Genomic DNA, 24,879 nt, shown 5'->3' with positions numbered 1-24,879 from the left:
ATGGCGCATTTCTATATTGGAGATCGCAAAGTGGGGGATGGTGCGCCTGTTTTTATCATTGCAGAGGCAGGCATTAACCATGATGGAAAGCTGGATCAGGCGCTTGCTTTAATTGATGTGGCAAAAGAAGCAGGTGCCGATGCAGTGAAGTTTCAAATGTTTCAAGCTGATCGGATGTATCAAAAGGAACCGGGTTTATACGAAACAGCCAAGGGAGAAGAGGTATCCATTTTTTCTTTAGTCGAACAAATGGAGCTGCCGCCAGAATGGCTGCCAGCTTTATTGACGCGCTGTGAGGAAAAAGGGCTGATGTTTTTAAGCACAGTGTGTGACGAAGAATCTGCGGATCTATTGAATCAAACCGATCCGCCGGCTTTCAAACTGGCATCCTATGAAATCAATCATTTGCCTCTTTTGCGTCACACGGCTTCTTTTCAAAAGCCCATCATTTTTTCAACAGCCGGAGCCACTATTGCAGATGTTCATGAAGCATATGAGGCAATTACAAGCGAGCAAAACCATCAAGTCGCTATTATGCATTGCGTAGCAAAGTATCCAGCACCTAGAGCTTACACGAATCTACGTGTGCTTCAAACTTTAGCCTCGGCTTTTCCTGAGGCAGTCATTGGCTTTTCTGATCATAGTGAGCATCCAACTGAAGCCCCTGTTGCCGCTGTGAAGCTTGGGGCAGCCATGATTGAAAAACATTTCACGGTAGATAAGACGCTGCCTGGGGCCGATCATTCCTTTGCACTTGATCCAGAGGAATTAAAGGAAATGGTTCAGCATATTCGAGCGGCGGAAAAGGACCGAAATCAATCAGAAGAAGACGCTCATCCTCTGTCAGAGGAGATTCTTGGCAGTTCTTATAAAACGACAACAGCCATTGAAGGGCAGATTCGTAAATTTGCGTATCGAGGGATTTTTACAACAAAAGGTATTGCAAAGGGCGAGACTTTGACAGCACAAAACCTAGCCGTATTACGTCCAGGACAAAAAAGCCAAGGTCTGCATCCGCGGTACATGGAGATTTTACTTGGCGCCAAGGCTGTGAGAGACATCCCAGCCCATACAGGCGTTTCGTGGAAAGATGTGCTCATGCAGGAGTCCGAGCATGATCAATGATGTGCTCTTTGTCATACAAGCTAGAATGGGCTCAACAAGACTGCCAAAAAAGGTGATGAAACCGATCGGCGGTATGGCACTGATCGATTTCATTGTTGAACGGGTAAAGCAATCAGATCATTACAATCACAAAACCCAGAACCTCATGATTGCCACAACAGTCGAGGCAGAGGATGATCTGTTGGCTCAATATTGTTTATCAAAGGGCTATAAGGTATTTCGCGGTAGTGAGATAGATGTACTGCAGCGATTTGCGCAGATTGTCCGTCATTTTGAACCGCAAACCATTGTCCGTTTAACGGGAGATAATCCATTTATAGATCCAGCGCTTTTGTCGAAAATGGTTGAAGAACATAGACAGAAGAAGGCTGATTACACGTATACGACTGGAACGCCACTCGGTATTTCCGGGGAAATGATCGACGCATCAATTTTACGTGAAATCGACAATTTTCCCCTTACGCAGCCGGAGCGTGAGCATGTGACGCTGTATATCCGAAAGCATCCTGAGCGATTTCAACTGCAATTATTCACACCGCCCAAAGAACTCGCATATCCTGCTTATCGATTCACGATTGATACAGAAGAAGATTATGTATTTGCCACCCGTTTACTTGAGAAAGCTGGTGGATCTATTGCTGTGCCTACGGCTGAGCTTATCTCCATTTGTGAACAAGATCCTGATATTGTTCGGTTGAATCAATTTGTGAGACAGAAGGATGCTGAATGAATAAAAAAATCATGATTGTTGTGTACGGTGGTTTTTTAAGAGGGATGGGGCATGTCGCCAGAATGAGACGGCTGGCAAAAGAATTGTTTCAAGAAGGAAACGACTTATATTTCTATACAAATGAACAGATTTGTGTAGAAATGCTCTCGCATCCAGCTTGGCACGTTCATTTAGTGCAGGAACCAAACGTATTCCTTCAAATGGAGCAGGACATAAAAGAGCTGAATCCTGATCTTCTGCTGATTGATGTGCTTGATTGTGACCTCCAGTTTCTTCGATCGATCAAAGCGTCCTCCGCCTCTGCAAGGCTGGTCTTATTTGAAGAAGAAAGAGCAGAAGCCTGCCAGCTTGCTGATGCTGTCGTGAACGGCATTTATGGTGGTCTGGACGAAAAGCGTCTGCAAGTAAATGGAACGGACTATTTTTATGGAACACCTTATTTATTGTTAGATCACGAGATCAGCAGATTAAAAGACACATATGAGGTTCGAAAAGAATGCAAAAAGGTGGTTATCAGCCTTGGAGGCAGTGATCCAGGCGGATTGTTATCAAAGGCTGTATCAGCACTCTTCGAAGCTGGCCATTTACACATTCTAGCGGTTACAGGAAAAGCCTCTCGCATCGAAGAACAAATCGAGGCTGCGCATATTCAATTCATTCGCCATACGGATCAATTACCTGCCCGTCTTGCAGAAGCCGATCTGGCGATTGTTGCTGGCGGGATGACGTTATATGAGGCAGTTTGTATCGGGGTGCCCAGCATTGTCCTTTCGCAAGTAGACCACCAAGCAGTGACAGCCACTCGTTTTGCACAAAAGGGAGCCTGCCACCATCTTGGATTAGGTGACCTTGTGGATGAAAAGGATATATGGCGTGCTGCTCGAAGACTATCCGCCAGTTACTTTCTCCGCAGGAGCATTCATCTCAATGGACGGTCACTCATTGATGGAAAAGGAACCGAACGAGTGAAAGACATTCTTATACACCTCATGAATCATCACCAAAAAGAACATAAGGATGTGTAGATGTGAAGGGAGTTATTTTAGCAGGAGGAAAGGGATCACGACTGGCACCTTTAACGAAGATTTTCAATAAACATTTATTGCCGGTTGGTCCATATCCAATGATTTATTGGTCTTTGTTCAAACTGAAAGAAGCAGGGATTTTAGATGTGATGGTCATATCACAAGAAGAACAAATCCCGCTGTTTCAAAAGCTACTTGAAGGCGATCAGGAATTCGGGATGAACATTGTCTATCAGGTACAGCCTGAAGCTTCTGGAATTTCGGACGGTTTATCCTATGCAAAGCCCTTTGTAGAAGAGGAGAAATTTGTGCTGATGCTAGGTGATAATGTATTTGAGGATTCGCTAAGCCCTTTTGTTGAAGCCTTTCAGCAGCAAGAAAGCGGAGCGAAGGTTCTGTTGAAAGAAGTGGCAGATCCAAAGCGGTTTGGCATTGCAGAAATTGATGCCGCTCACCACCGGATATTATCAATTGAGGAAAAACCGGAGCATCCGCGTTCATCTTACTGCGTCACAGGCATCTATTTTTATGATCAAGAAGTCTTTCAATATATAGAGAAAATCTCGCCGTCAGATCGAGGCGAATTAGAGATTACAGATGTAAACAATCTCTATATCTCAAATAGCCAGCTGACCTATGATATGTTAAAAGGGTGGTGGATTGATGCAGGAACACATGAATCTCTCCACCAAGCATCTACGAAAATGTTTGAAACGATGAAGAAAAAAGAGGGATACGAATGACGAAGTCTTATTTAATTACAGGCGGAGCGGGATTTATTGGACTAAATTTTGTGAAGCTGCTGCTTCAGGAAACCGATGTCCGGCTCACTGTTTTTGACAAGTTAACATATGCCAGTCATCCAGAGGAGATGGATGAATTATTAAAGCTGTCTCATTTTCGTTTTATTCAAGGGGATATCACCCTTCAGCATGAGTTGGATCAAGCATTTGATGAAGTCTATGATGCCATCATTCATTTTGCAGCGGAATCCCATGTTGATCGCAGTATTGAATCGGCTGAGCCCTTTATTCAAACCAATGTGCTCGGCACCTATCGTATGCTGGAGGCAGTCTTAAAAGGAAAGGCGAAAAAACTCATTCATATTTCAACAGACGAAGTATATGGAGATTTGGAGCTGGATGATCCTGCTTTCACAGAACTAACACCACTTTCACCGAATAATCCTTATTCAGCAAGCAAGGCGAGTTCAGACCTGCTTGTGAAATCTTATATCCACACTCACCAATTACCCGCGATGATCACACGATGCAGCAACAACTACGGACCGTATCAGCATGAAGAAAAATTAATACCGACTATTATTAGGAAAGCGATCAATGGTGAAAACATCCCGATTTATGGAGACGGCCAGCAGATTCGCGATTGGCTGTATGTAGAGGATCATGCGAGAGCTGTAAAGCAGGTCCTTGAAAGCGGAACAGCTGGGCAGGTGTACAATATTGGCGGCGGCAACGAGAAAACGAATCTCGATTTGACCAAGACCATTCTGACGCAGCTCGGGATCAGTCATGACCGTATTGCGTTTGTTCAAGATCGAAAAGGGCATGACAGACGGTATGCCATTGATGCCAGTAAGCTAAAACGGGAGCTCGGCTGGACGCAGGAGACGTCATTTGAAGCAGGTATTGAAAAAACGATCAATTGGTATTGTGCCAAATTTGATCAGAGCGAAGAAGGGTGACGGATGAAAGTTTTAATCACCGGTGCAGGCGGGCAACTAGGGAAAGAATTGAGCAGACAGCTCAAGGAAAAAGATATCACCGTCATTGCCTTAACGAGGAGTATGCTCAATATCGCAGACCAGCAAGCAGTCAGACACGCAATGAGACACTTTCAGCCTGATATTGTTGTCAGTGCAGCAGCATATACATCTGTTGATCAATGTGAAACAGAAACGGAAAAGGCGTATCTTGTCAATGGCATTGGCGCCTATTATACAGCGCTGGAGGCAAAGAACGTGGGGGCTGATGTGTTACATGTCAGTACAGATTATGTATTTGACGGGCAAGCAGACAGCCCTTACCAAGTCGATGCACAAGCAGATCCTCAAACCATTTATGGAAAAAGTAAAAAGCTTGGTGAGGAATTGATTCATCTCGTGTCAGACGAAGTGAAAATCATCCGTACATCGTGGCTATACGGACATGAGGGACATAACTTTGTGAATACCATTCTTAGGCTCGCAGAAACAAAGGATCATTTGCGCATCGTGAACGATCAAGTAGGATCACCTACTTATACAAAGGATGTCGCAGAGGCAATCATTCATTTGTTTGATCAGAAGGCAGGGATTTACCATGTCAGTAACCGAGACAGCTGTTCCTGGTTTGACTTTGCGTCAGAAATTGTCGCAAAAAGCGGCCTGTCTACGACCATTGAGCCAATTTCCACGGAAGAGTACGGCTTCCAAACGCCTCGTCCAGCCTATTCTGTGTTAGACCTTCAAGCGATTGAAGCCACAGGCTGGCAACCAAGACATTGGAAGGATGCACTTCACGAATATTTGCAGAAAGAAGGGAGATGGCATCAGCATGATTGATGGTGTACAAACGAAAAGACTCATGAAACATTGTGATGATCGCGGCTTTTTTGCAGAGCTCATTCGAGATGATGAGCCGATGCTGAAACGCTTTGGGCAGGCATCGTGGTCGAAAAGCTTTCCAGGAGTGATTAAAGCCTTTCATTATCATGAAAAGCAAGACGACGTTTGGTTTTTCCCAGCAGGTCATGCCCAAGTCGTTTTATACGATTTACGTGAGGATTCTCCTACAAAGGGTCAAACCGACGTGTATTATATGGGGGAAGACAATCCAATGCTGCTCCTCATCCCAAAGGGTGTCGCACATGGATACCGAGTACTAGGCGAGACGCCGCTGCAAATTGTCTATTTCACGACAGAATCTTATGACCCGAAAAACCCAGATGAAAAGAGAATCGCTTGGAATGACGAGACGATCGGATTTGATTGGGAAACGACATTTAAATAAAGAACAGAGGCCTTTCGCAGGAGAAAGGTCTTTTTTTGTTGAAATACATTCTATATGTGTCATTTTATGTATTTTTACTAAGTTGAGTAGAAAAGGGATGTGGATGAGTTTGTCTAAAAGAATTGCATTTGTCACAGGGGCAAGTACAGGGATTGGAAAGGCAATCGCCATAAAGCTTGCCGCCCAGGACCATGTAAAGGTCATCATCAATTCTAGAAATCAATCCTCACTAGAAGATGCGCAGCAGCACATTGGGCGTATGGCAGAAACAAAAGAGCCGGTGTCTCTTTTCTGTGGCGATATGTCGCATGAAGGAGTGCGGGCTGAGGCCTTTGCGGCAATAGAAAAAGAGTTTGGCAGACTGGATGTGTTGATTAATAACATTCCAGGAGGGAAGCCAGATACTTTTGATTCATGTGAAAGCGAGCAGATGCTGGCAGCATTTTCTCAGAAAGCCATTGCGTACATTGATACGATGAAACGTGCGGCAGCGATGATGAAAAGACATGAATACGGCCGGATCATTCAAATTGTCGGGAACCTCTGGAAGGAACCTGGTGACCAAATGTTTACGAACAGTATGATGAATGCAGCGATTATCAATGCTAGTAAAAATGCAGCCACACAGCTTGCGCCTTCAGGGATCACAGTGAATTGTTTAAACCCAGGATTTATTGCTACAGATCGGTATGAACAATTTATCGGAAACATGATGCGTCAACAGGGATTATCACGGGAAGAAGCTGTACAGGCTGTTGCGTCAGGAATCCCGATGCAAAGAGTAGGTTCAGCGAGTGAAATGGCTTCATTGGCCGCTTTTATCGCATCAGAGGAAGCCTCCTATGTCACAGGACAGCAAATATCCGTCGATGGTGGTTCAATGAAAAGTATATAACATGAAAAACCCGCTATATGCGGGTTTTTTGATGAAAGCGAATCGGCAGTATATGGAGCCGATCGATAAAAAGGGCAAGCTGTTCAATTGGCGCCACCATTGAGATGCGGACATGACGTCTTCCATGTGCTCCAAATACACCCCCAGGCGTCACGACGACATCTGCATGCTCGAGTAAATAGTCGGCAAAAGCATGAGAATCCTCGAAATCATCAGGGATCGAAGCCCATAAATAAAAGGCGCCGGCTGGACGTTCAATGGTCCAGCCAAGCTGCTTCTCCGCTTGACGGATGAAGAAATTCATTCGTTCAAGGTAGACTTCTTTCAAGGATTGAATATGACAGTCATCACTTTGTAAGGCAATGGTGGCGGCTTGTTGAAATCCGCCATACATACTGACAAACACATGATCTTGGAAGGCGTTTATGGCATGAATGATGTCCTCATTCCCTACAGCAAAAGCGACTCTCCATCCTGCCATATTGAATGTTTTGGATAAAGAATATAATTCCACGCCTACTTTTTTTCCAAGAGGTGCTTTTAGAAAGCTTACTGGTTTTTGCTCATAATGAAATGAACCATAGGCAAAATCATGAATCACATGCAGACCGTGAGCTGAGGCAAATTCCGCAGCCTCTTCAAAAAATGCTTCACTTGCCACAGCACCTGTAGGGTTATTCGGATAATTTAAGAAAAGAACCTTTGCCTTTTTTAACACGTCTGGATCAATTGACGGGAAATTCGGCAAATAGCCATTTTCCTCTTCCAGTCGGATGCAGTATGGCTTTGCGTCCGCCATCAAGATGCCTGAATGATATTCTGGGTATCCAGGATCGGGGACGAGGGCAATGTCCCCTGGATCAAGCAGGCACTGACTTATCACATAAAGGCCTGTTTTCCCTCCATTGAAAAGGGCAATCTCCTTCTGCGGGTCAACCTCAATGCCGAATTCCTTTCTGTAGAAATCTGCAATGGCTTGCTTGAAAAAGTCAAAGCCTCTAAAAGGAGCATATTGCTGAAATTGCAAAGTGCCTGCTGCCTCTTGAAGGGCACTCACAATATGGGCAGGAGTAGGAAGATCGGGATTTCCCTGACCAAGGTTCACAATGTTCGCTCCGTTTTGTGTTTTATGTGCAATTTTCTCAAATACGGTTCCAAATTTTTGTTCTGGCAGCCGTTCAATCATGTTAGATGGTAAGATCTTCACCACGTTACCCTCTCTTTCTATCCCTTCACTAGTTCATCCATTAACTGAATGGTTGCCTGCTTCTGAATGTTACGGATGGATGCGGCAACATCCTGAGAAGACGACCCTTTTAATTCAAGAGACACGATGCCATTAAATGCTTCGAATAAAGATAGATCCACAAAGGTTCCTTTAGGTGGGACGGATTCACTGATGATGACAGTATCTCCAACTAAAGTGTCCTGCGGAATATGAACATGATCAATGGTGATATGTGTGACCTCAGGCGGAATGTGTCCGCTCTCTTTGAAATGCTGAGGGTATAAATGACAGTCTGCTAAATAATGCGTATGTCCAGAAAGCAGTTCTTTTGGCAAATCAGCCTTTTTTCCATCGACTAATACATCAATCAACAGCTTGGCCATATCTACCCCAAAGACCTTTTTGATATTCGGAATCATATTCCAGCCAGCAAATCTAGCTGCTGATTCGATTAATCCGGTTTCTCGATTTTTCATGAGCTTGATCTCTGTATGAGTGGCACAGTTTTCAAGACCTAGCCCTTCATTTGCCTTCTTTGCTGCCTCAATGATGAGTTGCTGGGCTTCATTGTCTAGGATCGACGGAGTAATATGAGCCGTTTCTGTAAAACCGATTTGAGGGGTCTTATCATGAATGACAAAAGGGATATATTCACCCTCAACGACTAACCCTTCAACACTGACATAATCAGCGTAGCCGTCCTCTTGATACCAATCCTCGTAAGCACCCTCTAAGTATGTTTCAGCGACAAACGGAGCTTCATACGTCACAGCGTTTGGAACGGGAATGGTTTGCAAATAGGATTGTACGTTTAAAAAGAGATCATCACTGCCGGCTCGGTCATGAAAAAGGGTCACGCCAATGGAGCTTGCTAAGTATGTAGGCTTTAAAATAAGCGGTGTCCCGATATGTTCAATGGCTTGCTGGAAATCAGCTAAAGTAGTGACAGGCTGAGTTTTTACTGCTTTGACCCCAGCCGCGTTGAATGCAGCCCTCATTTGACTTTTATCACGCGCTAATTCAGCTGCCTTTACCCCAGCGCCGCGCAGTCCAAGACGCTCAGCTGCTTTTGCCATTGGTGCAATGAATAATTCATTATTGGTGGTGATCGCATCCGCTTTGAAAAAGGAAGCCACACGAACTAGGTCGTCCACCACCTCTTCCTCGGATTTCAGATAATCGTCATGTGCCCAGTAAATAGAATTTGGGTGTTCAAAAGAAGGGTTTGTGTCAAAATAATCTCGATCTTTGATGACGGCAATGGAGTATTTTTCGATTAGCTCAGCGTGTCCCTTTGTAATAGCAAAGGGTCTCGGGATATAAGAAACGATATGATACGATGCAGCCACGCTTTCGTAAAACATATGGGGCGGGCATCCTCCCAGATCAGCAATGACAAGTACGGTTTTTTTACTCAATGAAAGCACTCCTTTTTATCTAGCGGTGTAACCGCCATCTGCTGTGACAACACTTCCAGTCATATAACTGGATAGATCAGAGGCGAGAAACAGCATGACGCCCGCAATTTCTTCGGGTTTTCCGAGACGAAGTAATGGGTTCACCTTTGCTTTTTCTTTTTTGACAACCTCAAGACTTTCTGAATGATTGTCTAAAAAGGATTTTTCATTTAATGGCGTATCAATAATGCCCGGGGCGATACAGTTCACCCTGATTTGATGGGCGGCATAGTCGACCGCCATGGATTTGGTTAGCTGGATGACACCGCCCTTTGTTGCGTTATATGCAGGGATGTCAGGCCAGCCGACAAGACCCCCGACAGATCCTGTATTGATAATACTTCCGCTTTTCTTTTCAAGCATATGCGGCAATGCATGCTTACTCATAAGAAATACACCCGTCAGGTTGACCTGTAAAATGTGGTTCCAATCCTCCAGCGTCATCTCGTGAACGGGGGAGACAATTTCGATGCCTGCATTGTTAATCAAAACATCAATTGTTCCAAAACGGTTCAGCACGAACTGAACGGTTTTTTGACAGTCAGACTCATTCGTAATATCTGTTTTGAAAAACGCAAGATGCTCGTGCGGCAATGATTCGACGAGTTGTTTGCCGCTCTGTTCATTGATGTCAGCCACTGCTACTTTTGCTCCATGCTTAAGGAAAAGCTTGACTGCGGCAAGCCCAATCCCTGATGCACCTCCTGTAATCAGGACGACTTTTCCGTCGAGGTTCATTTCTTCACCTTAGACGCTTTTGGCTTCAACCGATTATAGCGGGGAGGGAAGAAGAGATTAATAGACTTTGATGCTTCCGGCTTTGGATTTATCGCACCATGATCTTCCTTTGGATCACAGAAATAAGTGGTGCCAAATGCCATTTTCTCTGTAAAGCCTTCAATGGTCATATCATAACCTCCGCTGATGCAAATGCCGATTTGTTCATTGCGGTGTTTATGAAAAGGCATTTCACCGCCATTTCCAGGAATGTTGGCAATCATGAGCTCCATCCAATCCTCAACAAAAAAGGTGACTTCCATGCCAGGGAGTAAATCCCGTGTTTTGAAAATATCTAAGAAATAAGTAGGAGGAGCCGTATATTCCTCGCCATCTTTTAATCTCTTAATATCAATGGCGATCGCTTCCTCATCTGTCAGGTTAGATGCGCCGTGAGGGACAAAAGGTGGTGCGATATAGGCTGATTCTAAAGGGGTGAGCAATTGGGTCGATGGGCCGACCGTCATTTGAAGCTCGCCTTTTAATACGATGCCGATTTGTGCTTCGGGATGCTCGTGAGGTTCTATGATCGTGTGAGGAGGGACGTATGAAATTAACACTTCCGTATCACCTCTGACCGTGGAATATTGTGTGACACCATTCTCCCATTCTACTTTTTTGGCTTGAGGAAAATATCGTTCTTGCGTCTTTTGTTCAGTTTGCATATTATATCTCTCCTTTTCCGAATATGGACCAGCTCATTGGGATGCTTTTAAACGTTCGAATGAAGGTGAGGCCGTATGTGGCTCTGGCTACCTCATTAGTTAAAGCGAAATCAAATTCGCCGTCTCTTACTTTTTTTGCGGCAGTACTTGTCGAATTGACTAGCTCAAATTCAGCATTTTGGTGAATGAAATATTGAATCAAATTGACAGGTGCAGGGTGAGAGACAATTTTTAAATGGTGGAGCATTTGTTCTTGAAATGGGAAATCTGGTCTGACAGCCAAACCATACATGGGTGTGTCACATCTGAAAATTTGTAAAAGCTGCAGGTCAGGTCTCATGTAGAAGTGTTTGATTCCTTCGTATGCGTGTGGAACGAGAGTGTATTGGAGTGCGTTAGAGAGAGTATGTTCAATGCAAGTTTCGAACGTGTCGTAAAGGGATAGTTTCGTATGAGTGCCGAGTGTAGTGGTGGAATGAGAGATGAAATGTTTTGCTGCATATTCACTGCTTGTCCCCTCAGGGCCTAGTGTATTGACTGTAAACATCTTAGGTGAAACGATGGGCTCTTCTTTGAAATGAAAAACATCATTCTTTAAGATCATGTTTACCATCCAATCTTTTTCAAATTTTTACTAGATTATAAAAAATAAAATTGGCAATTGTCAACAAAATTTATAAAAAATGTATTTTATGATGATATTAAAAATTGATCTAAAAAACTGCACATACCGAGATGTGCAGTGAAATGAGCTTACGTTTCAAATGTGTTTTTATGTTTCTGCTGTAAGGTTCGTTCACGTTTATAGCTGGCGAAGCTAATAAGAAAACCAACAAGCGTAACGAGTGCACATACAAGCCCTACCGTATGATAGCCGAAATGGACATAGACAGGTCCCATAAGTGCGGAACCAAGCATAACGGCAAGGTTGGACGCAAGACTGTAAAAAGCCATCACTTTGCCTCGGTGGGTTTGGGAGCAGTCACTTAGAACAGTGCTCAAAAGCGTGACGGATAAACTTTGCATGGCACCCCAAATAAATAGGGCAAAAATCAGCAATGTCCATGAGAAAGGAGCATAAGGAAGTAAGGCGAGAACGAGCGTAATGCCGCCCAGCACAAAGAAAAGAGAACGAGTTTTGCCAAACCAGTCTGCTAATTTCCCTGTAAATACACTCATGGAAAAACCGACGCCGTAAGCCATGATCAGAAGTCCTGCCGTCGATTGCCCTCCAGAAAACAAACTTTGCAAATACGCTCCTAAAAACGAGTACATGCCATAAAATCCAAGCATATTACAAAATGTCACGGTCAAATAGGCGGGGACACGATCAATTTTCAAAGCGCCCCATATAGAGCCAGCTTTCTCCCTAGCTTGAGGTGCTCCTGTATTCGCTGTGGCGGTTTGTTTACGAGATTCAAGGATGACGAGCAGCAGGACAATGAGACTCATGATGGCGAAAATCCAAAAGGTCCATCGCCAGTTTAAACTCTGCCCGATGAAGGCGCCAATTGGTACACCAAGGACAAGAGAAAGAGACCAGCTCGACACAATGAGCCCCATCACTTTGCCTCGATATTCGTAAGGAACCCGGTCGCCTACAAGAGCATAGGCTGTTGGCACAAATACACCGGTCGCCAGCCCAGAAATGGCACGGCCGGCAAAAAACACTGCCAAATTCGGGGCAGCCGCACACATCACGGTTCCAATCAAAAAGAAAGAAAGCCCGATGATCAAACACAGTTCCCTTGAATACCGGTCCCCTAAAGGAACCAGCAGCGGGGCTCCAACCAGCACAGCTAACCCATAAATGCTGATGGAAAGGGCGAGAATATCAAGAGAGTGCTGAAAGGAGTTTGATAAATCAGGCAGCAGTGGTGAAATCACCAGTTCTTCCGATCCCGCCGCAAAGACACCAAGTGTGAGCGCGATGGCAAGTGTGATGGGAAACGTTTTAGAAGCCTTGCTGTCTAAAGATTCTTTCATCAGGTGATCCCTCCATACTTGCTTTTTCATTCAATTCCGTTAAAATAAATTCTACCATTATTTAGTTTTATTTTACATTTCGAATCATAAGTATTATCATAAAATACTTTTCAAATGGAACGACTTTCGGATAGGAGAGGTACGAATGAAAATCACCGATGTTGATGTGCATATTTTAAATGAATTGAAAGAAGATGCCCGCTTGTCTATGAGGGAATTGTCCAAACGAGTCAATTTATCCGCACCTGCGGTAGCAGAAAGAGTACGTAAATTAGAGGATGCAGGAATTATTGAAGGGTATTCGGTTCAGGTTAACTATAAAAAATTAGGGCTTATGATTGACTGCCTGCTGGAAGTCACAGTGCTAAACGGGGAGTATCAACGTTTTGTGGCTTTTATGAATCAGCACCCACGCGCTTTTTTTGCTTATCGAGTGGCAGGACAGTCATGCTTTTTCATTAAGCTGTCAGTCGCTTCTCTTGAAGAAATTGAAGCCTTTATTCAGGCAGTGTCTGGGTTTACAAAAACCGTATCTCATATCGTCTTATCCGAGCACTCCTTTTCCCATCCAGTTCAGGAACGTGTGAAACAAATAGAAGAGCCAGAAATGACCGTGATGAAATAAAAAAGGACCTGACTCAGGTCCTTTTTGTTCGTCTATCTGACTGATAGCTCATAATCGTAATGATGAGCCCAATGAAGGTTACAGCTGCAGCAAATAACGGAACAAGCTGTAAATGTGTCAGTTCGATGGCGAGACCGCCAAGCGCTGCACCGCCAGCATTCCCAATATTAAAGGCAGAATGACTAAGCGTCGATGCGAGTGTCGGTGCTTCATGTGCCATGTTCATCGTGCGGTATTGCAAGGTAGGAACAAGAATAAATGAAATGATTCCCCAAACAAAAATGGTCAGCACAGCAGGTACTTTGAATTCGGAAGTGATTGTAAACAATAACAGGACAGCCATCAGCAGGATCAGTGTCACCATAATACTCGGCATCAGCTTCCAATCGGCAAGCTTTCCGCCAACTAAATTCCCGATGGTCACCCCAAGCCCGAAGAGAACAAGGATGAGCGTCACCCCATTTTCCTGAAAACCAGTCACTTGCAGCAGGATCGGGCTGATATACGTAAAGGCGGTAAACACACCTGCAAAACCAAAGATCGTCATTGCAAAAGAAACGAGTACCTGTGGCTTTTTCAAAACAGACACTTCATTTCGAATATCCAGTACTTCTTCCTTCGATTGATTGGGTACTAAGCTGATGATACCGATTAAGGAAATGAGCCCAATGACGGCAATAACAAGAAACGACATACGCCAGCCGAATTGATTTCCGATGAAGGTACCAAACGGCACACCCAGTACATTGGCGACCGTCAGTCCTGTAAACATGAAGCTGATCGCACTTGCACTTTTCTCCTTAGGCACAAGCCGCGCAGCCATTATGGCTCCGACGCCAAAGAAGGTTCCATGAGCAAATGACGTCAAAATACGTGCGGCCATTAATAGACCGTAAGTGGTCGATACAGCGGCAACAGCATTTCCCGCCACGAACAGGATCATTAATAGAATGAGAAGACGTTTCCTCGACATTTTCCCAGTTGATAATGTTAAAATAGGTCCGCCAACTGCGACACCAAGTGCATATCCAGTAATCAGCTGCCCTGAAGCAGAAATAGATACATGGAGATCATTTGCGACGTTTGGCAAAAGTCCCATAATGACAAATTCAGTCATGCCAATCGAAAACGCACCGAGCGTTAAAGCAAAAATAGCGATGGGGAAGTTTTTCATGATGTGATCACCTTTCTAAAAAAATACATAAAAAGGCTTCGGAAAGATCCGAAGCCTTAAGAGTTTATCATACATGAAAATAAGACGCCAGCTGCTCGTTTGCTAATCGGTTTCCGACAAAGAAGGAACCAAATTCGCCGTAGCGTGCACTGACTTCATCAAAGCGCATTTCATAAACCAATTTTTTAAATTGAAGCACATCGTCAGCGAAAAGAGTGACGCCCCACTCATAATCATCAAAACCGACGGAGCCTGTAATGATCTGTTTTACTTTCCCAGCATAACTGCGGCCAATTAAGCCGTGGCTTCTCATGAGTGATTTACGCTCATCCATAGAGAGCATGTACCAGTTGTCATTGCCAGAACGTCTTTTATCCATTGGATAGAAGCACACGTATTGAGAAGAAGGGAGCTCAGGGTATAGACGCGCACGTACATGCGGGTTCTCATAAGGATCTCCGCCATCTCCGCCTCCAGCTAAGTAGTTGCTGAGTTCCACAACTGAAACGTACGAATAAGCTGGGATCGTAAACTCTGCTAGTCGTGTCTTGTTGAATTCAAGTTCAATTTCACCCAGTTCTTCCATGGTTGGACGCAAAATCATGAGCATAATATCTGCTTTTTGGCCGACAATACTATAGATTGTTTGGCTTCCCGCCTTATCGTGCTCAGCTGTTTTCCATTTTTCTAATAGACCTGTGAATTCATGAAGAATCGCTTGGCGCTCATCACTTGTCAGCAGCTTCCAAGCTGTCCAGTCAAAGGTTCTAAAATCATGCAGTGCATACCAGCCGTCCAGTGTTTGAGCTGCTTCATTGGTTGTATGTTGTTCGCTCATTTATTTCACTCCTATTTACAGTTTTCCATCTGTTCCAACTATAACATAGTTTGTCCAAATGAAGATGTGATCAAAACTTGAACGACGAAAACAACTTTTATGGAAATTGGTTAAATTAGTTTGAAAAATAAGAATTTAATTTGTAAGCGCTATAATGTAAGTTGGTAGTTTGAATTTATGTAGAAGAAGAGTATGCTTAAAAGAGAACGCTTTTTTTGTAAAATCAAGGAGGGTATATAAGTGGCAGATATTTTTTCAACAGTTCAGGAAAAGGTTGCAGGTAAAGGAGTAAAGATCGTTTTTCCTGAGGGAATGGACGAACGCATTCTAACAGCCGTTCAAAAACTAGCAGATGGCAAAGTATTGCAGCCAATTGTTGTAGGTAAAAAACAAGAAGTTGAAGCAAAAGCAAAAGAATTAGGTCTTACACTTGATGGTGTTGATGTGTATGATCCTCATACATATGAAGGTTTTGAAGAGCTTGTACAAGCTTTCGTAGAAAGACGTAAAGGCAAAGCAACAGAAGAGCAGGCAAGAAAAGCATTACTAGATGAAAACTACTTCGGTACAATGCTTGTATATAAAGGTCTTGCAGACGGACTTGTGAGCGGTGCAGCACACTCAACTGCTGACACAGTGCGCCCAGCACTTCAAATCATTAAAACAAAAGAAGGCGTAAAGAAAACATCTGGCGTCTTCATCATGGCTCGCGGCGAAGAGCAATATGTGTTTGCTGATTGTGCAATCAACATTGCACCAGACAGCCAAGATCTAGCTGAAATTGCGATCGAAAGTGCAAACACAGCCAAAATGTTCGACATCGAACCACGTGTGGCAATGCTTAGCTTCTCTACAAAAGGCTCAGCAAAATCAGACGAAACAGAAAAAGTATCTGAAGCAGTTCGCATTGCAAAAGAAAAGGCACCTGAGCTTGTACTTGATGGAGAATTCCAATTCGATGCAGCTTTCGTTCCTTCAGTAGCAGCGAAAAAAGCGCCAGATTCCGTCATCAAAGGCGATGCGAGCGTATTTGTTTTCCCTAGCCTAGAAGCTGGAAACATCGGCTACAAAATTGCACAGCGCTTAGGTAACTTTGAAGCTGTAGGTCCAATCTTACAAGGCTTAAACCAGCCAGTAAACGATCTTTCAAGAGGCTGTAATGCCGAAGACGTTTACAACCTTGCGCTCATCACAGCAGCTCAAGCACGATAATAGTAACGATCAAAAAAGCTAGTTTCGTTTTCACACGAAGCTAGCTTTTTTTGCGCGTGTGAAATAGGTATAAAAACCCAATACCTACGATTCATTTTTCGTTGAATTCGTTTTCAATCATATGCCTCTTGTGCTAGGAAATGGTAACATAACGGAGGACTATTTGAGGAATAGAGGTGTTTGACGATGTCTGGAGCTATCATCGGTTATACAACAGCCTTGTATTCGTTAAAGGCAGACATATCCATAAAAAAAGAACAAATCATAGAACTCAACATGTGTCGAAAAGAAATAAAAGAAGCAAAATCGGCTCTGGCAGATGCTAACAAGAAAATCACTCATCCTGATCTGACATCACATACATGGTTTGGCCGTCTTGCAGATACGTTTGATGACATTCGAGACGAGATGGCATCTGCCAGTCAAGAGATAAAAGGTGTACAGCTGACCAATTTAGTGAATCGAATTGATGAGAAAATCAGTGACCTAAAATCGGAGATCCATTCGTTAGAACATGAGATCCATTCCGTTGAAAGAAAAATAGAGAAAGAAAAGCAGAAACAATTGGAAGAAAAAAGAGGGAAGTCACATGAGTAGAGAAATCAAAATAGATGCCAGTGAAATCAATCGAGTTTTACAACAGGCCAAACAATCAGGCGCTCAAATGAATGCAAAACTTCCAACAACCATCAAAGGGAGAAACCAGCTCCTGGCAGCAGACACATTAGAAAAAATCAACCAACAGTTGAACGAATTAAGTACATCCTACATAGGCATTCTTCAGAAACAGCTTGTACAAACAGAACAAGCGGTGAACACCATGATTGAAACGGACAAGGCGCTTGCCTCCAGCAGTAAAAGAAAATAAAGGAGAACGCAATGAAAACCCTTGACGCCTTTGCGCTAATAAACGGAATTGACCAAACGCTGAATATATTAAAGCAGCAATCACAACAAATCAGCTCTTTAGAAAAACAAATTCATCATATCATTTCACTCGATGGTGCACTAAAGGGAGAGGCGGGACAAGCCATCCGCACCTTTTATACAGAATGTCATATTCCCTTCCTGCAATTCTTTCAGATCGTCATTGAGGAATACAGCACTGCGCTGAAAAACACAAAACAGGCGCTTCATGCTCTTGAATCAAATCAGCACGGCTTGATCTCACAATCATTTATTGAACACGAACTAGATCAAGGACTAAAAAAAGCAGAGCGCACGATATCCGAGATTGTAACAGATGTAAACCATGCCATCGGTAGCATTAGTCATATTGTTCATTTGCCAAATGTAGACGAATCAGCTTTTCAGCAAAACTATCAAAAGGCATGGCTCGAGACCTCAAGAACCATTGGTCTGCTTCATGCATTTGACAGAGAGCAGACAAGCGCTTTACAAGAAACAAAAAGCGCCCTTCAAACAATGAAGCAATACATCAACACGTTAAGCACCATGTTCACCGGCCCAAAAATCGACATCACCACCTATCAAAAAGGGTCTATTTTCAAAAATGGAAAAGAAGAAAAAATAAGCAGCACCATCAGTGGATTGAATGACAAAATAGATAACCCGAAAGACAATCCAATGACGCTCATGCTGAAGAAACTGAGTGAGAAAGAACGGGCGAATGTGGAGACGGTTGTCCACGAAAAGCCGTCTAGTAAAATCAATCAAACGACCGTGACCTTAAATGGAAAAGTATATCATATAAATGAGTACAAAAAGATCAACTTCGAAAATGCCAAAACGGTTGAGGTCATGCGAGACGGAATGCTGTATCGGTTACGAATATCTGAAAAGAACAAAGTAACAATTGAGAGCGTTAAACCGATGTCAGATGTAAAAACAGGCGATCAACCCCAAAACATCTTAAATACAGCGGTTGAATTTACAGGAATAAACGACGCCATTCGAGCGATTACAGGAAGAGATCCTGTAACAGGTGATAAAGTCGCGGATATGGATCGTTTGGTATCAGGGGTGTACATGGTTCCAAGCACCAACATTGTTAAAGTGGGGAAATATGTTTTTAAGATTATTAAAGGGGAGAAAGTAGCTAAGAGGGTTGAGAAGACAGCAAAGGGTATTGGAAAAGGAGAACAATTATTAGATAAAGTTAAAACATATGAACAAGCTAGAAATAAAACAGTAGACATAGTTGGAGACCTAGGACCCAATTCACAACCATATACAGGTACGCTTAAGTCGAGTGCTGGATATGGTAAAGTTGTTGGGAGACAGTCCGCTGACGGAAAAGTAAGATGGAGATTAGATTATGACCCTAAAAAGGGACCACATATAAATATTGAAGATTTTCGTAATGGTAAAGGGGCGAATGCCCGAAAGATTGCTATTCCATTTGAGGGTAATGAAAACACTTTTAAATCTTTATTAAAACATTTGAATAGATAAGGAGATTTTAGATGAGTTTATTAGATGAGTGTATTGAGGCACTAGGTGAGGATGTACATATTTTATATGAAGATAATAGAGAGCAAATATTAAATGATTTTGAAAATTCTTTTCCATTTACTGATTGGGGGCAAATTGAATGGAAGAAAATATCTTCTTATGAGCAAGTGAATACATTCGATGAAATACGATCCTTTTTAAATCAAAAACTGAATGAGTACAGTGATATTGTTTATGTAATTTGGGATGAAGGGACATTGCCAATTATTCAATCTGCTTTAGATAAAGTATTTGAAGCTATAGATGATGTTACAGCTGTCAGTTTTGATACGTGGATTTTTTCCCCATCTTCTGGATATGTTATTGAAATCTTTCATGATGGTGAAGTAAAAGTAGGATTAAAATAGCATTGATGAACCCTCAAAAAGAATTAATTTGATTCTCTTTGAGGGTTTTTAAATGTTTATTATTGTTAGTAAAAAAGATATTCTTTCTTTTTCTACTTTATTTGATGCAATGTTAAATAATCTTTGATGTAAGCTTGTGCTTTTTTGAAATGTTTCTGTGACAGTCATTCTAAGTTTGAATACTAAATCTGGTTTTGCTTTTTTCTTTGCTAATCAATCCGACCCACAGCCAATCATCACTATTTGACTTACTAAAAGCATTTTAACTTACTCTGTGCTGAAAAACTTTCTGAAAAGCACCAAGTTTAGGGATAAAAACAAAGAAGTAAAAAAGGGTGATTGTATTGAAAATAAAAAAATAAACTGGATTTCACAAGAAGCCTCAGAAGCTGAAGTGATCGTAATAGATGGCGAACTGGAAATAATGTGTTTTGCTCAACCATTAAATTACCTTGAAGAAAATGAACTATTAGAGCCTATTTATTGTTTAGATGTGTCAGACCTAGTGAAAGCTGAATTGTCAGAGTTTAGAATTGAAAAATTAGATGATAATTTTAGCTATAGTTTCTTAGGACAATTAATTGATAAGCGTGATGAAAAAGTGAGAGTAGGCGGACTTTTATTAGAATTGGATTACAATATACCAGGAGATATAAATGAAGGCGATTTTATAAGTTTTAATTGCCAACGATTAGATATTTATTAGTAGAAGGTGAAGTCTTAAAAGTATAGGAGGCTCTCAAACATGATCAATTTCTCTCAAAACCCAAATAGTCACATAAACGAACCAGCAACTGACAAACACATCAAAGAGGCAGAATTCCAACTCAACATGATTTTGCCTCATGCCTATAAAGCCTTACTGAAACATACCAATGGGTTATCCATTGGTGGTGAGCTGCTTCTATACGGGACTGAGGACATTGTCGAACGCAATGCAACGTGGGAAGTCCATCATTATGCATACGGCTTTGTGGCGATTGGCGACGATGGCGGCGGGCAAGTATTTCTCATGCAGCAGGCTGAAGAAGAGAAAAAAGTATGGATCGTCGATGCTGGTATAATGGACCCTCAGCATGCGGAGATGATGACCGAAAACTTGATGAAATGGGTAAGTGATGGCTGTATCATAGAAACATGATCCATAAAGGAGATGATCGATTTGCCTTGGAACACATTGATCGCTGCCGGCCTCATGGTTGGGGTACCTTTCATTTTGTTCGCCACTGTTTATTTCATCATGAAAACCAAGAACAAGAAATCCAAATCATCCAACTGAAACGCTCTGTGACGCCCAATGTCATAGAGCTTTTTTGAAATGAACAAATGCCATGTCCCTCATTTTCCCTCCATTCATCCCATGTTCCTTCCATGTTATAATAAACACAGTTTATGAACGAGAGGATATGCAGGACATGAAAAATGAACCTATTGAGTTACTGACACAGCCGAAATGGCGAATCATAGATCAATCGAGCCTCGGTCTTTATGTGGACCCGAAGCAATCCTTTGCGATGGATGATACGCTTTGTGCGTCGGTTGGGAAGGGTCTCTCACCAGCGACAGCGCGTTCTTGGGTACATCACAATACGATTGTGCTTGGGATTCAGGATACAAGACTTCCATTTCTGCAAGATGGCGTGAAACTGCTTGAGGAAGAGGGCTATCGCGTCATTGTACGCAATTCAGGCGGCCTTGCTGTGGTGCTGGATGAAGGTGTCTTGAATGTGTCATTAATCTTTGCAGAACAAAAGAAGGGCATTGATATTGACCGCGGGTATGATGCGATGGTGGAATTGGTCCGCCGGATGCTGTCGATGTATGAAGTGGACATTGAAGCCTATGAAATTGTCGGCTCTTATTGTCCGGGCAGTTATGATCTAAGCATCAATGGAAAGAAATTTGCAGGCATTTCTCAGCGTAGATTACGCGGTGGAGTCGCTGTGCAAATTTATTTGTGTGCAGATGGAAGCGGGCGGGAACGTGCCGACTTGATCCGCCGTTTTTATGACGCCGCCTTAAAAGACAAACGAGAAGAAGTGAAGGCCGTGTTTCCTGATATACAGCCTGATACGATGGCGTCTTTATCAGAATTAATCGGTGAACCTATCGATTGTACGCTTCTTATGCGTCTTTTGCTAGAAGAGCTTCAAAAGCTCAGTGATCAGCTGACAGCGTCAGGACTGAACGCAGAAGAACAGCTGGAATTTGAGAAAAACATGACGCGGATGATTGAGCGGAATGAAAAGGTGTTTTCGTAAAAAGAAAGGAAGGGTTCTGGTGAAATCCAAAAACGGCGGTTACCTCTATTTACTATGGCTTCCTGTCATCATGGGAGCCGGCTACGGCATTTCGCTTTTGGTGCCGTTTCTTCAGCCTGTACTGACACTTGGCATCGCAGGTCTTTATCTTTTTATATTTGGTGATTTTCAGGTGAGACAAGTCAGGTATATTTTTATGTTCGTCTTTTTAATTAATGTCCTTTTTAGTGTGATGTTATTTTTGGGTATTTAAAAAGTGCTTCCCGCAGATGGGGAGCACTTTTGGTTATTCTGCCATTTTTTCGAGGTTGCCGTTCCGGTCCATTTTAAAGGTTGGAGCGGCAGTGTCGTCCTCTTCAAACAAAACTAGTTTTCTTGCACGGTTCATGATTTTGACAAGTGTTTCATAATCTTCTTGAATGGTGAGCTGATCCTTTTCAAGCTTTTTCACTTCCGCTTCTAGCTGTGTGACTTTATGTGAAAGTTCGTTGTTTTCTCGTTTTAACCGGCTGTTTTCCATGCGTAAGGCAGATGATTGCTGGCCATCGCCTTCATAGCGGCGCAAGAAATCAATGACATCTTCGATGGTTAAATCCTGTTGCTGCCTAAAAGGATTGGCTTCTGGCTTTTTCTCTACGACATGAGAAGCTTGTGACAATAAATGTGATAAACTAGCTAACTCTTCATTGTAGCTTTGATCCACAAACTGAAGCTGCTCGGCTGTTTCAGATGCTGGTGCAAACGTTTCTTCCTGCGCTGGTTCCAGCTCCTGTGAGAATTCCTCTTGCGTGACTGTTTCTTCTACTTGCGGCTGATAAAGTAATCGTTTCTTTGCAGGCTGGCCATTGCCAAGTGCACGCATCCGTTGTTTTCGCTGTTTTTTGGCAAGAGCTAACGCTTTTTCATATTGATGCCTCACAACAGCATTCCATCTAAAACCGCATGCCGCTGAGGTACGGTTCAGCTTGTCTCCTACTTCTTCAAACGCATTCAGCTGTGTACTGCCCTCTCTGACGTGACGTAAGACGGTTTCTGCCAAGAGGAGATCATCTTCCTCTGACCAAGCATCTTGTCTTTGTTTTGACATGTTTAAACCCCCATATGATTTGATGGTATTAGATTAGCCAAGTTCAAGAAAGTTTATACAAGTTTGCTAAAAGGATAGTGGAAAATACTAGCTTTTATGTAAGCACGTATCGGCGGTTACAATGCGTCTTGCAAGTCCAGCCGCTTCGATGTACAATGTTGGGTGGTATATTATGACTCTTGGTTTTCCAACTGTTTCATATAGAATGAAGTTCATCATTGAAAGGAAGCGTAAGACCATGGCTAATGAGTTTCGCGTATGTGACGATTGTGATGCGACGAACCTAAAGACGTTGCTGCCTCGACTCAAATCGGTTGACCCTGATGCAAAAATTGAGATTGGCTGTCAATCCTATTGTGGTCCAGGACGAAAAAAGGCTTTTGCGTTTGTAAACAATCGCCCATTATCCGCACCAACAGAAGATGAGTTACTCGAAAAGGTTCAAAAAAAAGTTAAATAAATGTCACTGAATGTGTTCAGTCGACCTAAAAAGAGGTCCGTCCCTGTCAGGTCGGGCTTTTTACGTCCGTGCAATCTTTGAGAACACATTCACCAGCAAATTCAAGGATGTTTTCGGGGAAAGTTACCCGATATAATAGAAACACGTCTTAAAAAAAGAGGGACGAAACGATGGCGTATCCAAAAGGGAAATTATCTGAGGAAAAGGTATTTAAAGATCCTGTGCACCGTTATGTTCACGTACGGGACGCATTAATATGGGATTTAATAGGAACAAGAGAATTTCAGCGCCTGCGACGAATTAAACAGCTAGGAACCACTTACTTGACGTTTCATGGTGCAGAACACAGCCGTTTCAATCATTCACTCGGTGTATACGAGATTGTGAGACGGATTGTGGATGATGTATTCAAAGGTCGGCCGGAATGGGATGAGGGAGAACGCGAGCTTGTACTGAGTGCAGCCTTGCTTCATGACCTCGGACATGGTCCATTTTCTCATTCCTTTGAAAAGGTCTTCCACTTAGACCATGAATCGTTTACAAGAGATATTATTTTAGGGCAAACCGAAGTCAATGAAGTGCTTCGCCGGGTTAGTGATGATTTCCCGAAGCATGTGGCAGAAGTGATTGCCAAAACGTATCAAAACAAACAGGTGGTCAGTTTGATCTCAAGTCAAATTGATGCCGACCGTATGGACTATTTGCAGCGTGATGCCTACTATACAGGCGTCAGCTACGGCCATTTTGATATGGAACGTATTTTGCGCGTGATGCGTCCGAGAGAAGATCAGATTGTGATGAAGCAGAGCGGGATGCATGCGGTCGAGGATTATATTATGAGCCGCTATCAAATGTACTGGCAAGTTTATTTCCACCCAGTGACACGCAGTGCGGAAGTCATTTTAACGAAAATTCTCCATCGTGCAAAAGAGCTGCATGAAACGGGCTATATTTTCACACATGCCCCTGTTCATTTTTATTCGATCTTTGAGGGGAATGTCACCACAGAGGACTATATTAAGCTGGATGAATCCATTGTCTTATTTTATTTTCAGGCGTGGGAAGACGAAGAAGATCACGTGCTGGCTGATTTGTGCCGCCGTTTTATGAACCGCCGATTGTTCCAATATACAGAGTTTAATCCGAATGAAGAAATGACGAAATATTTCAAGCTGACCGCCTTGTTCAAGGAGGCAGGCATTGATCCTGACTATTATTTAGTCGTCGACTCTTCCTCTGACTTGCCCTACGACTTCTACAGACCAGGGGAGGAAGAAGAGAGACTGCCGATCCACCTTTTGACGCAAAGTGGTCATATTAAAGAGCTGTCGAGACAGTCAGATATTGTTGACGCCATTTCCGGTAAACGAAGAACCGATCATAAACTTTATTTCCCGATGGACTTAATTGTAGATATGTCGGAAAAAGCTGAAGAAAAGAAGGCGATCATGAAGCTGCTTGGATTGGGATAAGGAAGTACTGAAAAAGGAGATGTCGGGAA

The 24,879-nt window shown here is 42.9% G+C and carries 29 protein-coding genes; 20 read left to right on the top strand and 9 right to left on the bottom strand.

What is annotated here, in order from left to right:
* The 8 genes from C6344_RS13005 to C6344_RS12970 all read left to right on the top strand — a co-directional run bounded on the left by C6344_RS13005 (nucleotide 1) and on the right by C6344_RS12970 (nucleotide 6,786).
* Nucleotides 1-1,125, top strand: coding sequence for an N-acetylneuraminate synthase family protein (locus C6344_RS13005; RefSeq protein ID WP_060597531.1), 1,125 nt, complete (start codon nucleotides 1-3; stop codon nucleotides 1,123-1,125).
* The gene (locus C6344_RS13000; protein ID WP_034660381.1) at nucleotides 1,115-1,855 is read left to right on the top strand and encodes a cytidylyltransferase domain-containing protein; all 741 of its coding nucleotides are present in this window, start codon (nucleotides 1,115-1,117) and stop codon (nucleotides 1,853-1,855) included. The genes C6344_RS13005 and C6344_RS13000 overlap by 11 nt, the downstream gene beginning before the upstream one ends.
* Entirely contained in the window at nucleotides 1,852-2,880 is a 1,029-nt protein-coding gene (locus tag C6344_RS12995) for a PseG/SpsG family protein (RefSeq protein WP_106061413.1), read from the top strand. Before C6344_RS13000 ends, C6344_RS12995 begins: the two co-directional genes overlap by 4 nt.
* A gap of 2 nt (nucleotides 2,881-2,882) precedes the next feature.
* Nucleotides 2,883-3,623, top strand: coding sequence for a sugar phosphate nucleotidyltransferase (locus tag C6344_RS12990; RefSeq protein ID WP_106072987.1), 741 nt, complete (start codon nucleotides 2,883-2,885; stop codon nucleotides 3,621-3,623).
* Nucleotides 3,620-4,585, top strand: coding sequence for a dTDP-glucose 4,6-dehydratase (rfbB, locus tag C6344_RS12985; RefSeq protein WP_106061415.1), 966 nt, complete (start codon nucleotides 3,620-3,622; stop codon nucleotides 4,583-4,585). The genes C6344_RS12990 and rfbB overlap by 4 nt, the downstream gene beginning before the upstream one ends.
* Nucleotides 4,586-4,588: 3 nt before the next feature.
* Complete coding sequence (gene rfbD / locus C6344_RS12980) at nucleotides 4,589-5,443, top strand: dTDP-4-dehydrorhamnose reductase (RefSeq protein WP_060597528.1); 855 nt, start codon at nucleotides 4,589-4,591, stop codon at nucleotides 5,441-5,443.
* A complete protein-coding gene (locus C6344_RS12975; RefSeq protein WP_106072986.1) occupies nucleotides 5,436-5,891 on the top strand; it encodes a dTDP-4-dehydrorhamnose 3,5-epimerase family protein in 456 nt (151 codons plus the stop codon). Before rfbD ends, C6344_RS12975 begins: the two co-directional genes overlap by 8 nt.
* Before the next feature lie 103 nt (nucleotides 5,892-5,994).
* Nucleotides 5,995-6,786, top strand: a complete 792-nt coding sequence (locus tag C6344_RS12970) for an SDR family oxidoreductase (RefSeq protein WP_275718509.1) — start codon at nucleotides 5,995-5,997, stop codon at nucleotides 6,784-6,786.
* A 13-nt stretch (nucleotides 6,787-6,799) separates the two neighbouring features.
* On the opposite strand, the gene C6344_RS12965 is transcribed toward C6344_RS12970, so the two are convergent.
* From C6344_RS12965 to C6344_RS12940, 6 genes are all read right to left on the bottom strand, one after another.
* Nucleotides 6,800-7,993, bottom strand: a complete 1,194-nt coding sequence (locus tag C6344_RS12965; RefSeq protein WP_189313027.1) for an aminotransferase class I/II-fold pyridoxal phosphate-dependent enzyme — start codon at nucleotides 7,991-7,993, stop codon at nucleotides 6,800-6,802.
* Nucleotides 7,994-8,010: 17 nt separating this feature from the next.
* Entirely contained in the window at nucleotides 8,011-9,432 is a 1,422-nt protein-coding gene (gene bacD / locus C6344_RS12960; RefSeq protein ID WP_106072984.1) for an alanine--anticapsin ligase, read from the bottom strand.
* 15 nt (nucleotides 9,433-9,447) lie between these two features.
* The gene (locus C6344_RS12955) at nucleotides 9,448-10,209 is read right to left on the bottom strand and encodes an SDR family NAD(P)-dependent oxidoreductase (protein ID WP_106038957.1); all 762 of its coding nucleotides are present in this window, start codon (nucleotides 10,207-10,209) and stop codon (nucleotides 9,448-9,450) included.
* Nucleotides 10,206-10,913: a 3-((4R)-4-hydroxycyclohexa-1,5-dien-1-yl)-2-oxopropanoate isomerase gene (gene bacB / locus C6344_RS12950; RefSeq protein WP_106038958.1), complete on the bottom strand. Its 708-nt coding sequence runs from the start codon at nucleotides 10,911-10,913 to the stop codon at nucleotides 10,206-10,208. The genes C6344_RS12955 and bacB overlap by 4 nt, the downstream gene beginning before the upstream one ends.
* Nucleotide 10,914: 1 nt before the next feature.
* On the bottom strand, nucleotides 10,915-11,517 hold the full coding sequence (locus tag C6344_RS12945) for a type 2 periplasmic-binding domain-containing protein (RefSeq protein ID WP_060597521.1): 603 nt from the start codon (nucleotides 11,515-11,517) through the stop codon (nucleotides 10,915-10,917).
* A 149-nt stretch (nucleotides 11,518-11,666) separates the two neighbouring features.
* The gene (locus tag C6344_RS12940) at nucleotides 11,667-12,899 is read right to left on the bottom strand and encodes an MFS transporter (protein WP_106072983.1); all 1,233 of its coding nucleotides are present in this window, start codon (nucleotides 12,897-12,899) and stop codon (nucleotides 11,667-11,669) included.
* 145 nt (nucleotides 12,900-13,044) lie between these two features.
* On the opposite strand from C6344_RS12940, the gene C6344_RS12935 reads away from it, so the two are divergent.
* The gene (locus C6344_RS12935; protein WP_041816025.1) at nucleotides 13,045-13,524 is read left to right on the top strand and encodes an Lrp/AsnC family transcriptional regulator; all 480 of its coding nucleotides are present in this window, start codon (nucleotides 13,045-13,047) and stop codon (nucleotides 13,522-13,524) included.
* 13 nt (nucleotides 13,525-13,537) lie between these two features.
* On the opposite strand, the gene C6344_RS12930 is transcribed toward C6344_RS12935, so the two are convergent.
* Both C6344_RS12930 and hemQ read right to left on the bottom strand, forming a co-directional pair.
* Nucleotides 13,538-14,698: an MFS transporter gene (locus C6344_RS12930; RefSeq protein WP_106030629.1), complete on the bottom strand. Its 1,161-nt coding sequence runs from the start codon at nucleotides 14,696-14,698 to the stop codon at nucleotides 13,538-13,540.
* Between the two features lie 67 nt (nucleotides 14,699-14,765).
* Nucleotides 14,766-15,536, bottom strand: a complete 771-nt coding sequence (hemQ, locus tag C6344_RS12925; protein WP_034660358.1) for a hydrogen peroxide-dependent heme synthase — start codon at nucleotides 15,534-15,536, stop codon at nucleotides 14,766-14,768.
* 240 nt (nucleotides 15,537-15,776) lie between these two features.
* On the opposite strand from hemQ, the gene pta reads away from it, so the two are divergent.
* The 9 genes from pta (at nucleotide 15,777) to C6344_RS12875 (ending at nucleotide 22,084) form a co-directional block, all read left to right on the top strand.
* Nucleotides 15,777-16,748 (top strand): phosphate acetyltransferase, encoded by a 972-nt coding sequence (gene pta / locus C6344_RS12920; RefSeq protein WP_034660357.1) that lies wholly within the window; start codon nucleotides 15,777-15,779, stop codon nucleotides 16,746-16,748.
* A gap of 186 nt (nucleotides 16,749-16,934) precedes the next feature.
* Nucleotides 16,935-17,345 carry a YwqH-like family protein gene (locus C6344_RS12915; protein ID WP_106030628.1) on the top strand — a complete coding sequence of 137 codons (411 nt, stop codon included), beginning with the start codon at nucleotides 16,935-16,937 and terminating at the stop codon, nucleotides 17,343-17,345.
* Nucleotides 17,338-17,616, top strand: coding sequence for a YwqI/YxiC family protein (locus C6344_RS12910; protein WP_106030627.1), 279 nt, complete (start codon nucleotides 17,338-17,340; stop codon nucleotides 17,614-17,616). Before C6344_RS12915 ends, C6344_RS12910 begins: the two co-directional genes overlap by 8 nt.
* An 11-nt stretch (nucleotides 17,617-17,627) precedes the next feature.
* Nucleotides 17,628-19,163, top strand: coding sequence for a T7SS effector LXG polymorphic toxin (locus tag C6344_RS12905; RefSeq protein WP_106072982.1), 1,536 nt, complete (start codon nucleotides 17,628-17,630; stop codon nucleotides 19,161-19,163).
* Nucleotides 19,164-19,174: 11 nt separating this feature from the next.
* Complete coding sequence (locus C6344_RS12900; protein ID WP_106072981.1) at nucleotides 19,175-19,570, top strand: CDI toxin immunity protein; 396 nt, start codon at nucleotides 19,175-19,177, stop codon at nucleotides 19,568-19,570.
* A 343-nt stretch (nucleotides 19,571-19,913) separates the two neighbouring features.
* Nucleotides 19,914-20,276 carry a hypothetical protein gene (locus C6344_RS12895; RefSeq protein ID WP_106071476.1) on the top strand — a complete coding sequence of 121 codons (363 nt, stop codon included), beginning with the start codon at nucleotides 19,914-19,916 and terminating at the stop codon, nucleotides 20,274-20,276.
* A 39-nt stretch (nucleotides 20,277-20,315) separates the two neighbouring features.
* Nucleotides 20,316-20,711: an SMI1/KNR4 family protein gene (locus C6344_RS12890; RefSeq protein ID WP_106071334.1), complete on the top strand. Its 396-nt coding sequence runs from the start codon at nucleotides 20,316-20,318 to the stop codon at nucleotides 20,709-20,711.
* A 274-nt stretch (nucleotides 20,712-20,985) separates the two neighbouring features.
* The gene (lipL, locus tag C6344_RS12880; protein ID WP_106072980.1) at nucleotides 20,986-21,831 is read left to right on the top strand and encodes an octanoyl-[GcvH]:protein N-octanoyltransferase; all 846 of its coding nucleotides are present in this window, start codon (nucleotides 20,986-20,988) and stop codon (nucleotides 21,829-21,831) included.
* A 19-nt stretch (nucleotides 21,832-21,850) separates the two neighbouring features.
* Nucleotides 21,851-22,084 carry a DUF5970 family protein gene (locus tag C6344_RS12875; protein ID WP_034660341.1) on the top strand — a complete coding sequence of 78 codons (234 nt, stop codon included), beginning with the start codon at nucleotides 21,851-21,853 and terminating at the stop codon, nucleotides 22,082-22,084.
* Nucleotides 22,085-22,117: 33 nt separating this feature from the next.
* On the opposite strand, the gene C6344_RS12870 is transcribed toward C6344_RS12875, so the two are convergent.
* Nucleotides 22,118-22,918: an RsfA family transcriptional regulator gene (locus tag C6344_RS12870; RefSeq protein ID WP_034660339.1), complete on the bottom strand. Its 801-nt coding sequence runs from the start codon at nucleotides 22,916-22,918 to the stop codon at nucleotides 22,118-22,120.
* A 238-nt stretch (nucleotides 22,919-23,156) separates the two neighbouring features.
* On the opposite strand from C6344_RS12870, the gene C6344_RS12865 reads away from it, so the two are divergent.
* Together C6344_RS12865 and C6344_RS12860 are read left to right on the top strand one after the other, a co-directional pair.
* Nucleotides 23,157-23,378: a YuzB family protein gene (locus C6344_RS12865; protein WP_003215259.1), complete on the top strand. Its 222-nt coding sequence runs from the start codon at nucleotides 23,157-23,159 to the stop codon at nucleotides 23,376-23,378.
* A 170-nt stretch (nucleotides 23,379-23,548) separates the two neighbouring features.
* A complete protein-coding gene (locus C6344_RS12860; RefSeq protein WP_007497716.1) occupies nucleotides 23,549-24,850 on the top strand; it encodes an HD domain-containing protein in 1,302 nt (433 codons plus the stop codon).
* Nucleotides 24,851-24,879 lie beyond the last annotated feature (29 nt).

It is taken from the genome of Bacillus sp. GBSW19, from assembly GCF_002998655.1.
Classification (GTDB): Bacteria; Bacillota; Bacilli; order Bacillales; family Bacillaceae; genus Bacillus.
This window is presented reverse-complemented; position numbering and strand designations above follow the sequence as displayed.